20 protein-coding genes are annotated in these 12,744 nt (G+C 45.8%); 19 read left to right on the forward strand and 1 reads right to left on the reverse strand.

The annotated features are described in order from the left end of the window. Nucleotides 1–8: 8 nt before the first annotated feature. The 13 genes from LY85_RS16245 to LY85_RS16295 all read left to right on the forward strand — a co-directional run bounded on the left by LY85_RS16245 (nucleotide 9) and on the right by LY85_RS16295 (nucleotide 10,137). A complete protein-coding gene (locus LY85_RS16245) occupies nucleotides 9–587 on the forward strand; it encodes a DUF4406 domain-containing protein (protein ID WP_141827495.1) in 579 nt (192 codons plus the stop codon). Nucleotides 588–614: 27 nt separating this feature from the next. After that, nucleotides 615–956, forward strand: a complete 342-nt coding sequence (locus LY85_RS16250) for a DUF3852 family protein (protein WP_141827496.1) — start codon at nucleotides 615–617, stop codon at nucleotides 954–956. A 5-nt stretch (nucleotides 957–961) separates the two neighbouring features. Further along, nucleotides 962–1,894 carry a conjugal transfer protein TrbL family protein gene (locus LY85_RS16255; protein ID WP_141827497.1) on the forward strand — a complete coding sequence of 311 codons (933 nt, stop codon included), beginning with the start codon at nucleotides 962–964 and terminating at the stop codon, nucleotides 1,892–1,894. Nucleotides 1,895–1,910: 16 nt separating this feature from the next. After that, nucleotides 1,911–2,183: a hypothetical protein gene (locus tag LY85_RS16260; RefSeq protein ID WP_141827498.1), complete on the forward strand. Its 273-nt coding sequence runs from the start codon at nucleotides 1,911–1,913 to the stop codon at nucleotides 2,181–2,183. Further along, a complete protein-coding gene (locus tag LY85_RS16265) occupies nucleotides 2,180–2,782 on the forward strand; it encodes a hypothetical protein (protein ID WP_141827499.1) in 603 nt (200 codons plus the stop codon). Before LY85_RS16260 ends, LY85_RS16265 begins: the two co-directional genes overlap by 4 nt. Before the next feature lie 746 nt (nucleotides 2,783–3,528). After that, nucleotides 3,529–5,319 carry a DUF87 domain-containing protein gene (locus LY85_RS16270; protein WP_243122661.1) on the forward strand — a complete coding sequence of 597 codons (1,791 nt, stop codon included), beginning with the start codon at nucleotides 3,529–3,531 and terminating at the stop codon, nucleotides 5,317–5,319. Continuing rightward, entirely contained in the window at nucleotides 5,319–6,752 is a 1,434-nt protein-coding gene (locus LY85_RS16275; protein ID WP_185741257.1) for a lysozyme family protein, read from the forward strand. Before LY85_RS16270 ends, LY85_RS16275 begins: the two co-directional genes overlap by 1 nt. Before the next feature lie 184 nt (nucleotides 6,753–6,936). After that, nucleotides 6,937–7,095, forward strand: coding sequence for a hypothetical protein (locus LY85_RS19370; protein WP_185741258.1), 159 nt, complete (start codon nucleotides 6,937–6,939; stop codon nucleotides 7,093–7,095). 121 nt (nucleotides 7,096–7,216) lie between these two features. Next, the gene (locus LY85_RS16280; protein WP_141827500.1) at nucleotides 7,217–7,765 is read left to right on the forward strand and encodes a hypothetical protein; all 549 of its coding nucleotides are present in this window, start codon (nucleotides 7,217–7,219) and stop codon (nucleotides 7,763–7,765) included. Between the two features lie 13 nt (nucleotides 7,766–7,778). Then, complete coding sequence (gene cas7c, locus LY85_RS16285; RefSeq protein ID WP_141827501.1) at nucleotides 7,779–8,627, forward strand: type I-C CRISPR-associated protein Cas7/Csd2; 849 nt, start codon at nucleotides 7,779–7,781, stop codon at nucleotides 8,625–8,627. Beyond that, nucleotides 8,624–9,172: a hypothetical protein gene (locus tag LY85_RS16290; protein WP_141827502.1), complete on the forward strand. Its 549-nt coding sequence runs from the start codon at nucleotides 8,624–8,626 to the stop codon at nucleotides 9,170–9,172. Before cas7c ends, LY85_RS16290 begins: the two co-directional genes overlap by 4 nt. Before the next feature lie 56 nt (nucleotides 9,173–9,228). Continuing rightward, nucleotides 9,229–9,399: an antitoxin VbhA family protein gene (locus LY85_RS19375; protein ID WP_185741259.1), complete on the forward strand. Its 171-nt coding sequence runs from the start codon at nucleotides 9,229–9,231 to the stop codon at nucleotides 9,397–9,399. 9 nt (nucleotides 9,400–9,408) lie between these two features. Continuing rightward, entirely contained in the window at nucleotides 9,409–10,137 is a 729-nt protein-coding gene (locus tag LY85_RS16295) for a Fic family protein (RefSeq protein ID WP_141827503.1), read from the forward strand. Between the two features lie 72 nt (nucleotides 10,138–10,209). Here LY85_RS16295 and LY85_RS16300 read toward each other — a convergent pair whose 3' ends face one another. Beyond that, nucleotides 10,210–10,452, reverse strand: coding sequence for a helix-turn-helix transcriptional regulator (locus LY85_RS16300; protein ID WP_141827504.1), 243 nt, complete (start codon nucleotides 10,450–10,452; stop codon nucleotides 10,210–10,212). A 159-nt stretch (nucleotides 10,453–10,611) separates the two neighbouring features. Here LY85_RS16300 and LY85_RS16305 point away from each other — a divergent pair, with 159 nt between their 5' ends. From LY85_RS16305 to LY85_RS16330, 6 genes are all read left to right on the forward strand, one after another. Beyond that, complete coding sequence (locus tag LY85_RS16305; protein WP_141827505.1) at nucleotides 10,612–11,013, forward strand: hypothetical protein; 402 nt, start codon at nucleotides 10,612–10,614, stop codon at nucleotides 11,011–11,013. Between the two features lie 45 nt (nucleotides 11,014–11,058). Next, a complete protein-coding gene (locus tag LY85_RS16310) occupies nucleotides 11,059–11,274 on the forward strand; it encodes a hypothetical protein (protein ID WP_141827506.1) in 216 nt (71 codons plus the stop codon). Between the two features lie 277 nt (nucleotides 11,275–11,551). Further along, nucleotides 11,552–11,779, forward strand: a complete 228-nt coding sequence (locus LY85_RS16315) for a hypothetical protein (protein WP_141827507.1) — start codon at nucleotides 11,552–11,554, stop codon at nucleotides 11,777–11,779. Between the two features lie 73 nt (nucleotides 11,780–11,852). After that, the gene (locus LY85_RS16320; RefSeq protein ID WP_141827508.1) at nucleotides 11,853–12,227 is read left to right on the forward strand and encodes a hypothetical protein; all 375 of its coding nucleotides are present in this window, start codon (nucleotides 11,853–11,855) and stop codon (nucleotides 12,225–12,227) included. Nucleotides 12,228–12,243: 16 nt separating this feature from the next. Then, on the forward strand, nucleotides 12,244–12,471 hold the full coding sequence (locus LY85_RS16325; RefSeq protein ID WP_141827509.1) for a hypothetical protein: 228 nt from the start codon (nucleotides 12,244–12,246) through the stop codon (nucleotides 12,469–12,471). Beyond that, nucleotides 12,471–12,692 (forward strand): hypothetical protein, encoded by a 222-nt coding sequence (locus LY85_RS16330; RefSeq protein WP_141827510.1) that lies wholly within the window; start codon nucleotides 12,471–12,473, stop codon nucleotides 12,690–12,692. Before LY85_RS16325 ends, LY85_RS16330 begins: the two co-directional genes overlap by 1 nt. Nucleotides 12,693–12,744 lie beyond the last annotated feature (52 nt).

Below are 12,744 nucleotides of genomic sequence, written 5' to 3' on the forward strand. Positions count from 1 at the left end.
AGATCCTTATGAAGATGGTTTATATCTGTTCCCCGTTAAGGGGGGACATCCAGGAAAACATTAAAAAAGCGGTTTCGTATTGCTCCTATGCTGCGGAGCAGGGTGTTATTCCTTTGGCGCCGCATACGATTTTTACCCAGTATCTCGATGATACGAACCCGCAGCAGCGGCAGAAAGGACTGCAGATGGGGTTGGAACTTCTCAAACGATGTGATGAGCTATGGGTATGTGGTGATGTTATTTCAGAAGGTATGAGGCAGGAAATCGAATACGCTGAAAAGCACAATATGAACATCTTGTATTTCCCAAAGATTATTTTTCAGAACCAAATCGCATTTCCTCCAAAAGAGGACTACGACCAAAAAATGAAGCAGAAGATTTTAGAAATACAAGAGAATTACGGTCAAATTTTTTTTACGAAAGATGAGGTCAGAGGGAACATTACCAGCGTAATTCTTCCGCAAGAAGCTCACAGCTCCATGAGTGAGAAAGATGTCAAGGAGGTGGAACGTTATATTGCTTTTGCAGGCAGCCGGAAACATGCAGAGGCACCGGTAGAGGAAAACACAATGGAAATGGAACAGTGATTCCGTTCATAAAAAGGAGTATGCACTATGAAAAAACATAAAAAGACACTATTACTGATTGTGGTGATAGCGGTTCTCGTATCAATATTTGCCATCCCGGCCTATGCCACGGCAAACGTATCTGATACAGTTAACAATGCCTTTAATACGTATGTTAAGCCCCAAATAAAAAATGGTGTTAATATTACTGTGTTCGGGGCGATTGATGCCTATTTGCTGGTACAGTTCGTTGCAAAACTCTCTACCGCGGTTGTGGATTACAAGCAGCACGGTGGGCAAATAGAATGGAAGGTTCCTGCCGGTCTTTTTGCGGGACTGATTGTCTCAATTACAGCCCCATTTTGGATGTGGGGCGCAATTGGATGGTGAGATAAATGTTTACTGTCGGAAATTCCATGGAGCAGCTGGAAGCATGGTTCTATTACACTATCCTGAACGCCATTAATTCCTTCAATCAATATATGGGAAATATGGGGGCCGATCTGTTTGACAACCAGTACGTCCAGGGAATCCTGTATTTCTTTCAGCTGCTGGGGAACGGCCTCTTTGCCGTAGGTTTCGTTCTGGCAATATTAGAGTATTTTGCTTCGATCGAACAGGGAAAAGGAAGTTTGAAGGACACCGGCATGAACATTTTCAAAGGGCTGGGCGTCCTGCTTCTGTTTACTACGCTTCCCGTGAAGCTCTATCAGCTGTCTGTGAATATGCAGGCTGTGATGGGGAAGCTCATGAATATCGCCGGCGTTATGAGCGACCCGGCCTTGTCGGAACCCGTTTCCTCTGGAAGCACCATTTCAAATACTGTTAATTTCTTCCTGGGCCTGATTGCGTCAAACCCGTTGGTCAACGTCACGGGAGCGGTCGGAAGCGTCTTAGCGGGCATTACGGGGACTGAGCAGCATGTACCGCAGATTACAGATATTTTCTTCATCATCGCGTTTGCTTACGGCTTCTTCAAAATCCTGTTTGGAAACTTGAAACGCGGAGGAATCCTGTTCATTCAGATCTGTGTCTGTTCCCTGTACTTATTCAGTATTCCACGAGGATACCTTGACCAGTTTCTTTCCTGGTGCAAGCAGATCATTGGCATCTGCTTTACCGCTTTTCTGCAAAACCTTATGCTCATGATCGGCCTGAACATCTTCAAAGATCAGATGGTTATTGCAACCGGCGTGATTCTGGCAGCGTCGGAGGTTCCCCGAATTGCGCAATCCTTTGGGCTGGACACTTCAATGAAGGGGAATTTATCCAGCGCAGTACACACGACTACGTCCATTATTAATCTGGGAAGAACATTTATACACTAACGGGAGGTTATGTAAAATGAAATACTATTATCCGTCCAACATGGAGGCGCCGCCTTTACTGGGCCTTTGGGAACTGCGCGATATCTTCATCTTCGGGCTGGCCGGCGTTTTTTCCTTAGTCCTGTTTCCCCTGACGCACAGCCTTGTTCCGTTGGCCATGACCGCGTTTTATGCATTTATGACCGTCACCTTTGATGACATTTCCATATTCAAATATTTGAGCAAGCTCTGCAGGTATTTCATCACGCAGCAGCTTGTTTTTTATTGGGAGAAGGAGGACCGGACTTGAGAAAAGCAACCGACAAAAATCAGAAGAAACGAAAAAGCGTACAGGATCTTATCGGGGCAGCTGGCATTGAGGACAGCTGCCTCGCTCTTTACTCCGGAGATCGGCTGTGCTTCATTATGATTACGCCTGTCAATCTGAATGTTCTGTCATCGATCAACATCCAGAGCAGGATCACGAAGATGACCGATACGCTCGAAAATATCGGCACTGTGGATTTCCTGTGCTTGAATTCCTCTCAGAGCTACGACAGCAATAAACACTATCTGGCAAAGCTGAAAGAGCGGGAAACAAATGATACGCTGAGGGATCTCGATCAGAAGGACATAGAATTTTTTGACCAGGTGCGGATATCAATGGCCACCAGTCGAGAGTTTCTGGCCGTTCTGCGGTTCTCAGTGAAGGAAACAGGCGAGCAGATACAGTCCACCATGAGCAAAATAGTGCAGGTTTTCAAGGATAACGGAATGATAGTGCGTCTTGCCGCAAAGCCGGATATCAAGCGGATGCTGGCCATTTATCTGGAACAAAACATCTTTGAAACGGAAATGCAGGATTTCGACGGAGAAAAATACGCGGAGATATTGGAGATGAAGCTATGAACAGGCTTATGAACCCGGAAATACAAAATGATGAAATGATGATGGAGCAGGAAACCCCGGAGCAAAGGACTCAGTCCTGGTACGAGCTTGCCGCAGTCACGGACGGGAATGAGGAACAAGCGGGGCTTTGTAAGGTATACAATCCCAATCAGGAACCGGAATGGTACCTTTCCGCTGCCAACCGGGGTGATAAATACGCCTGTTATACGTTGGGGATGATGTATTATTGGGGCGTATCCCTTACTCAGAATTATACGAAAGCAGCGATGTGGTTTTCTAGAGCTCCTGATCTGTCACTTGCAGATTACGAACTGGCAAAAATTCTTCGTGATGGAATTGGCTTAGAAAAGGACCAGGCTTCCTCCGATCAACTGTTCATTAAAGCGTTTCGTGAATTTCAGCAGCAGGAAAGAAAAAGGCCGAATTCCAATATTGAATTGAAGCTCGCCGCCATTTATGAGAAGGGGCTTGCCGGGGAAAGCGATCTGGGCCTTGCGCAGTATTGGCGGACTCTGGCAAGCGAAAGCAACAAAAAGCTGGTAGAGGAAACGCCGACATCGAAAATCATCCCTCAGGGCGTGCAAGGTTCTCCTTTCGATGATTTTAACCAAGTCCTACTTTCAGTACGCCAGCAATCCCAAGCAAGCCAAAGCAATAAAAAGAAGAAAGAAAAACGCATCCATAAGGAGAAAGCATTACCGAAAAGCGGAAGTGCTTCCGGTTTTGCACCAGTCACCGGCAGTGACATGCAGAGCTTTCTGGACATGATTACGCCCTCGGTGCTTGATTTTAAGCATCAGGATTATTATGTTTGCGGCAATACCTTCCGCTGCGTATGGGCCATTCGGGAATATCCTACCTCAACGGAGGATCAAGCCATTTTGCGGGAACTCGGTGAAATGGACGGCGTTACATTGCGAATCTTTGTCCGGCCAGTTTCCGAATATGAAGAAAACAAAATCATAGAAAAGTCGGAACGGAGGAACCGGCATAAGAAAAACAACGCCAACGGCATGAAGCAGAATATTGAAGCGGAAGAAGACCTCAATGATGTTCAGGTGATTGTCCGCAGAATGCATAAAACCAAAGAAACCCTGATGCACAGCGCCGTGTTCATTGAGATTATAGGAAAATCCTTAAAAGAATTGCAGGATCTGCAGCAAAAGGTGATCTTCTTTTGCACAAGGACAAAAATCGTATATGACCGCCTGTGGCTCCGTCAGAAGGAAGGCTTTCAGACGGTCATGCTCACCGGCAGCAACGTGTTCCGGTCGCAGTTTGAACGCAGCTTGCCAGCAGGCAGTGTGGCGAACCTTTATCCTTTTTCCTATTCCGGCAAGACAGATCCGGACGGAATGTACATAGGCATCGATGTCAGCGGTACGAATATCATCGTCAATTTCGACCGGAGAGCACAGGATAAAACCAACGGCCACATCCTGATCTTAGGAAATTCCGGCGAAGGAAAATCGTATTTGCTCAAGCTCTTAATAACAAATTTCAGGCAGGCGGGAAAAAAGTTTTACATTCTTGACCCGGACGACGAGTACAAAGACCTGACAATTGGACTCGGAGGCTGTTATATTGACATGATGGCCGGCCGGTACTTTATCAATGTTCTGGAACCCCGTCTATGGACATTGGAGCCGGTTACTGACGAAAAAGAAGATGTTCCCCCCGCTTTCCGGAAAGGTACACGGCTGAGTCAGCATATCGCCTATCTGCGCGATTTTTTCCGCTGCTACAAAGATTTTCCGACGGAGCAGCTGGACACATTGGAAATTCTACTGGAAAAACTCTATGCGAACTTTGGAATTACCGACGATACGGATTACAATAAGCTCACGTCTGAAGATTATCCAATTCTTTCCGATCTGTTTCATTTGGCTCACCATGAACTGGAAACCTATCAGGATACCGGCAGTCAGCTTTACACAAAAGATATTCTGCGTTCCCTGACGCTGGGCCTGCGGTCGATCTGCGTCGGCTCTGAAAGTACCTTTTTTAACGGTTACACGAATATTGTCAGCGCGGATTTCATTGACTTCTCCGTCAAGGGAATGATGGACACCAACGAAAACCTGAAAAATGCTATGTTCCTGAATATCTTCTCCTATATGAGCCATAAGTTCCTGACAGAAGGAGCTACGGAGCTGGCCGTGGACGAGCTGCATCTTTTCCTGCAGAACAAAATCGCAATCGACTATATCCGCAGTTTCATGAAGCGCGGCCGCAAAAAAGATTCCGGCGTTATCATTGCAAGTCAGAATGTGGAGGATCTGATGCTGCCGGGTATTGTGGAATACACCCGACCTCTATTGAGCATCCCGACCCACAGCTTCCTGTTTAACCCCGGCGAGAACTGCGACGAGGCCGATTTCCAGCGTCTGTTATCCCTGCAGCAGTGCGAATACAATCTGATCCGCGAACCGAACCGGGGCTTCTGCCTGTTCAAATGTGGAAACGAACGATACCATCTGCATGTTATTGCGCCGCCGTATAAGAGAGAGCTGTTCGGGGACGCTGGTGGGCGATAATGAGCGCCGCGGCGTCTGCTCTGCTCATCCGGCTTGCCAAGGATAAAAGGGTATGGAAAGTAATCGGGGGGCTGCTGGTCCTTATCCTGTTGGTCGCTACGGCGGTCGGCACCGGCATAACAGGCCATAACCTGCAGGTATATGTGACGAACCAGGTTGCACCGGATTTTGCCCCTCTCGTCGCGTCTGTCAACAGCGATATGGATGATGGGCAGGAGATCAACACGCAGCTGCTATACGCGGCCTACATCACCATCTTTGATAACCCCAGGTATCCGGACAAAGCAAACATCCGGGAACAGCTCATCCGGGCGTTTTACGAAAGGAAAACAAAGAAAGTCCTTGTGCGTGATGCTGACGGTAATCCTGTTCTGGATGGAAACGGAAACAGGACCTACACTGTGAAAGAATACACGGTTCCGGTTACGCATTCCACGGAGATTTTTCAGAAGATTGAATCTATTTTCCGGATTTCCATCAGCGAGTCAGAGCGCGAATACATAATAAACCTTTCGCAGGTTTTGATGGATTACAGCCCGTCCACAGTGTCGGAACAGGTGACAGCTTATGAAGGACTGATCAGCCAATACTGCTCTCAATACGGCATTCCTCAGTATGCTTCCCTCGTTATGGCCGTCATGCAGAATGAAAGCGGAGGGAGCGGCAACGACCCAATGCAGTGCAGCGAGAGTCCCTTGAATACGGAGTACCCGCAAAGGCATAACGGGATCACCGATCCGGAATATTCCATCAACATAGGAATCAAATACTTTGAAAGCTGTCTGAGAGCCGCAAAATGCAAGTCTCCTGATGACGTTCAGGGCATCAGCCTTGCCCTGCAGGGCTACAATTTTGGAAATGGATACATCAACTGGGCGCTGAAAAAAGGCGGCTACACACAGGCGAATGCCGTCGAATTCTCACAGCAGCAAGCGGAGCGGCTGGGTTGGGACAGCTACGGTGACGTCAACTACGTCAGCCATGTGCTGCGCTATTACAGTACGGCCGGAAGCTCCGGAAGCGGCATCTTCGGTTATCCGATCAAAGCGGGCAAATACACGATCTCGTCCCCCTTCGGCTACCGTTCAGACCCAACGACAGGCAAGAACACCCTTCATAAGGGTGTGGACTTCGCGGCAGCTTATGGGACGCCGATCTACGCCGGTGAATCAGGAAAGGTGATCTTCTCTGATTTCGGAGTCACAGGAGGCGGCTACGGGGGCTATGGAAACGTTGTGGCAATTCAGCATTCATCCTCTACAATGTCTCTGTATGGCCACTGCTCACAACTGCTTGTGAAGAAAGGCGACTCCGTACAGAAAGGTCAGGTGATCGCCCTGGTCGGAAGTACCGGAGAATCCACCGGAAACCACTGCCACTTCGAAATCCGTGTAAACGGAAAGGCTGTTGACCCGATGGGTTTTCTGAAATAGAAACTGTTATTTTTTCTCTGCTTTAGGCGCTTATTAACAGCTTTTGAGCCTAAAAAATCATCCTATTTTGAGATCAAAAATAGTAAAAGCATTGACAGTGTTCTACACATGTGGTACAATAAATGTGTAATCAAAAAGATTACAAAATAACGCGGTCCGGCGACAAGGGCAAAGGAGAAGAATCATGAAACTTTATTATGGTGAAAAATTATTAGGCGATATTACTACCAACCATAGCATGAGCATTGAGGATGCGGCCGAAATTCTGGACATCGATCTGACTGCTCTTGATGAAAACGATGAACCTGTCTACGATTATGATTTATTCCGGATGGAATGGTAATCCAGCCGCCTTTTGGCGGTTGCTCTCACAACACAGCCTCCAAGCGGCGAGAGCGGGCAACGGGAAACCGGCAGATGTGCTAATTATCGCTACCCAGCGTTAAGGGGAAGAAAGGAAAGTTATGAAAGAATTTTTTGTAAGCGTACCTAAAAAGAGCCTTGCATCCGGCTACAGTGTCACTAGATTTTTCGGAGAGGAAGATATGCAGAAGTGTCTTTCAGAGCCAGGAGCCGAACAGATTGACCATGAAACCGCTCTTAAACGCGCGGGTGGCAATCCTGATGAAATCGTTTCACATTATCTAGGCGTCCACGTCCCGAAACTTAATCAGAACGCCCTTACAATATCGGGTGCCTGGTACATCGAAAGCTTGCCGGGGTACATTGTTGCAGAGTTGGAAGATGGGGCCTTAATATCTTTTTCTATCAGTCCATATCGTGAAATAACTTTGGATGATACTGCGATATATGAAGGTCAGCACCCACGTAAGCTACACGGCGTCCCGGTTCCAACATCGCTTTATCCATATTACAATCTTGATAAATCTAACGAGAGTCTTTCTGAAGTGATCCGAGTACGGGTCTCACCTTCTGAACTTGAACATGTCCGTGCTGCTGCCGGAAATAAATCATTGTCAGAATTTGTACGTGCCTGGATACGAACTCTGTAAAGGAGACGAGTCGATGGAAATGCTAAAAAACAGGATCGATTTTAAGGTGCTTCTGCTCGTTAACAATGCAAACGCGAATGGAGATCCGATCAACGGCAACAGGCCGCGCATTACTCCGGAAGGTTACGGAATAATGACCGACGTCTGCATCAAGCGTAAAATTCGTAATCGCCTCATGGATATGGGGCAACCTGTTTTTGTTCAACCCGATACTAAATGTATTGATGGCTTTAAAAGCCTAAAAGAACGTGCGAATTCCATAAAAAGCCTGAAAGTCGCAGAACAGGTGAACGACAACGAGAAATACGCAGAGATAGCTTGCAGTCAATGGATAGATGTCCGTAGCTTTGGACAGCTTTTTCCATTCAAAGGTTCCAATTCCATATCAATCCGGGGACCGGTATCAGTGCAGACCGCGTTTACGGTCTCTCCGGTTGATACAATGGAAGATATCATTGTAAAAAGCACATCCGGCAAAGCTTCAGAAACCAAAGGGCATGATACCATAGGGCGCAAAGCTTATATTCGACATGGGCTGTTCATTTTTGCGGGGAGTATATTCCCTCAGCTTGCCAGCTTAACTGGATTTTCTGAGGCAGATGCGGATCTAATTCATCGCTCGTTACTCTCACTTTTTCAAGGGGATAGCTCAGTCGCGCGACCTGCCGGCAGCATGGAAGTTTATCAGGTGTTTTGGTGGCGTCATAACAATTCCATAGGGCAATATCCACCTGCAAAAGTACATAGAACGGTAGCGGTTGTTCCTATGACAGAATTCCCACAAAATATTACAGATTACAAGATAACTGTAGAAAATCTTCCGAATCTTATTCCGGAAATCGGAAAAGAAACTATGATATGATGGATGGCTATTTACTAGGCATTCTTTGGGGGTGCTGTACACCTCATCATAACAGACTGCTTTGCCGGCACAAAGACAAATATTACCCCGATTATGTAGCTTCACAATTAGGCGGTCATGTTCGCACCCAGATGAGTCGCACGGGTATCCAATACACCGTTAATATCCCCATAGAATTTGAGGAACTGTATAAGTTCGGCTGGACGCTCCGAAACAATGACGTCAGAGTTTATCCGAAAACAGATGATGACAAGGGATTCTGTTCCGCATGGATTGAATTGCATCATTCTGCGGATTTAGGGAGACGCAAAGATGGTACACGTCATCCTCGGCTGCGCATTTATGGGAATTATGTATTAATGGAGTCTATTGAATCAAAAATATCTATTATTGCAAATGTTGGTCAAAAGAGCATACTCAGACTTCATAACGAAAAATCTGCTGAAATTTATTATCAATCTTATAATGAAATAACTCGTATCCGCGATGTTTTCGTTCGTAACCCTCATATTTCAGAAAAGATTGGATTAATCTTATCCCTTTGATTGATGTTATATTAACCAAAAATGTGCTATAATAAATAATAAAAGGAGGCTTTCCAATGGATCGTATAGAGAAAATTATAGGTGAAATCAATGGTACCTTAGCTATAGAAGGAATGCCTTTAACAGAAGACGATAAAGACATGCTCCGAAGATGCATGAATGGCGAAACTTCTACAGATGAAATGATTAAGCGGCTTATTAAACAATATACTGTGATACCTGAGTAGGTGAGTATCATGAATGATTTTTATCAATATGAATATGAATGGGATAACAAATATTGTTATCCCAATTCTTTTACACTAAAAAATAAGTTAAATATTACAGATCAGGTAATCCTGAATGAAGCCGAAAGAAAGTTCACCGCCCTGCGGCTACTTGATATTAGGAAAGAGCCGGTCGAAGGCGATTTTGACCTAAAACATCTACAGGCGATACATCGGTTCCTTTTTCATGATGTTTATTCATGGGCCGGCCAGCTGCGCACGGTGAACATTTCAAAGGGGAATCAGTTCTGCAGCTGCATGTACATTGAATCCGGTTCAAAACCTGTCTTTGACAAATTAAAACAGGAAGATCGATACTTGATCGGAACGGCTCCCAATGTGATCGGCGAGAAGCTGGCCTATTATTTGGGTGAGATCAACGTTATTCATCCGTTTCGGGAAGGTAATGGGCGAACACAGAGAGTGTTTATAGAAAGCCTGGCACGGATCGCGGGATATCAAGTGAACTTTACAAATGTGTCAGCCCACGATATGATAGAAGCCAGTGCCGACGCCTTTAACTGTGACTACCGCAAAATGACAGATATATTCCGAAGGATTACATCGCCCATATCGTCTATAGAGCAGGAAGAATACATTCGACATGTGATGCCAAAAGGAGCATCATCCTTGAACATTTATGAGGAATTGAGTGAGCATGAACAAGAACCTGAAGAACAGGAAATTACATTAGAATAACAGATATCATTTAGAGCCATCGGAAACAAAAATCCGATGGTTTTTTTATGCCCAGCAGTTGAAAAAAACATGTTATTTTTTCTCTGCTTTAGGCGTTCCCGGCCGACTCGGATCATCTTTCACAAACTCCATTATATCTCCGGGCTGACAATCTAAAGTATCACATAGGATCGCTATAGTTTCCGTACTGACAGGCTCGTTGCTTCTCAGGCTTTGAAGCGTTGCTTGCCCTATAATATTCTCTTTTCTTATCCTGTATGTCGAAAGACCTTTTTCCTTCATCATTATAAATAATTTATCAAACTTGATAGGCATTTACTCATCTCCTTTTCTAAATAGTATAACTGATAACATACACAAAAAACAGTGCATTATTAAACAAATATATGCCCTGATATTTGTGCATATATTATCTTGATTATGCACTATTATTAGTGTATAATTATAGTTACAGTAAAGAAAGGAGCGGTCAAAATGGAAAGACTCTATAAGTATGAGGGAACAATCTCAAGCCTCACTTACAAGAGCGGAAAAGCAACAGAGATCATACTTTATGACATCAACGACGAAAGCAAAGCACCGGCTAGACTGGAAGTATTCGGCGGCCTTGCTAAGTACATCTACGAGATCGAGATGACTGACGCCGAAGAGAGATACCTGAAGGCTGATTATTTCTTTGACAGCAACCTGTTTTTGCACCGCATTCAAATTCCCAGCAGTAACGAATTTATTCCGGCAAAGGTAATCACGCAGGCTGACTTCCTTTCCGATGAGCTGACGGTTTTCGGGCCGCAGGATTACATCGAAACGGATTCCCCGGAACCAATGGACCACGAACAGAGCGCTGCCTGGTGCGAATTCAGAATCAACCACTAACGGACTCCCGCCCCGGAGGTAACGAGGGCAGAAAGGGCAAGCGTAATGAAAACCATCAAAATTTTCGACGGCATCAAAGTTACCACCGGCGACAATGTTATTAAGTACCCAGACATGACTGCCTTCGACGAGGCAGTCAAATGCACAGAAGAACAGCGCGGCGATATCATTCGGGGGCTTTTAATGAACGGAGGAACGATAGACCTGTCCGAGTTTACTACCCCACCGCAGCGTTTAATTCTCGACCTCTATAACGATTAACCACACAGCCTGAGGGCATACGGGAAGAAAGGATGGTGGATCATGATTAGGCGAACGCTTAAGAACATGGAAAGGGCAACCCGGATGATTGCAGATAAGGGGTACAAATGGAATGAAGCCAATGAAATGGCAATAAATTGTTTCGACTTATCGGAATATTCGGGGATATCTGTTGAATTCTACATTGCGAAAATAAAAGAAGCCGCACGGTGAGAGCACACCGAATGGCCAGAATATAGGCTGCGCTACCGGCCAGACGGGCGGAGAGGGAAAAAGCATGAACAAACTGACACTAATTCACAAGGGTCGCGATAGCTGGGACCGGCCGGTCTATGAATGCGAAGGACGTTTGTATGTTGATGTTGACCCGCGAAAGGGAAGAAAGCCGGAGATATGCACGAAGCTAAACAATGAGTTTGACGGCGAGCCGGACACCCCTATTGAGATTATAAAGCATTACAAGGGCGTAGAGATTGAGTTTATCCCCTGCCGAGATAGTTGGTAATCGCAGAGTGACCGCCGGAAGGCGGGCAATGCCCAAAGAAGGTCACAAATCTGAGCAGAAAGGAGAACACAAAATGAAAAGCAAACCCTACGAGTTGGACGGAAAAATATTTCGATATGATTTTGACCACTGTGTGGTTGAGTACATCGCAAAAGCTGATGCCGAAATGGTAGCCGACGAGGCCGAGTGGGAGCAGAAACATGTCAGAAAGCTCTATAACATCGACGATGACGGTTACATGGTGCTTGATGAGGTTGGTCTACACAAAAGAAACTGGATCAACAAAGAAGCCCGCGATGAGTATTTGAGTGAGTGGGCGTTCGAGCTGGATGAAGAACTCGCCGCTCTCGCTGCTGAGGAGCGTTATACACCGTCTTCTACGGCAGGCGACTACTCACCGGGCAATCCGTGGGACGCCCCCGGAATGAGCGTCAAAGATTTTATTTAAAAGGAGAAATAAGGTTATGAGTGAAATGCGGACAGTCAAACTTTGGGAAGGCATCAACCTGATCACCAGCGAGGGCGTGACCTTCTGTGAAAGCCCCGTCGATCTGTGGAAGCATATCAACTGCACCGACGAGCAGAAAACGGAGATCACCCGGCACTTGTATTGTTTTCATCACCTAGACTTAACCGAGGCCTGCGGGAAACTTTGTGTTTTGGATGTTGTACCCGTCAGAAAGGAAAAGTGATGCTGTTTTATAAGATTACCGTTAAGGCCGATCAGGAAAGGTTTATGGAGCCGACACTGCATGATACTTCGGAACACTTCATCATAGCCTATTCCAGTGATCAGGCAAGCCGGCACGTTACAGAAAAACTCAGGAGAGGCGGTTGGAATATTACTCAGATGGATATCAAAGAAGATTATATATACGATATCAGAGATCACAGCGACCAGATTACATACTAAGGCATCAGATTGAATGAAAGAAGGGTATTTTGATGAAATGCTTTTTCTACAC

Origin of the sequence: Clostridium sp. KNHs216, from assembly GCF_006714885.1 — a bacterium.
Lineage (GTDB): Bacteria > Bacillota > Clostridia > Oscillospirales > Acutalibacteraceae > Caproiciproducens.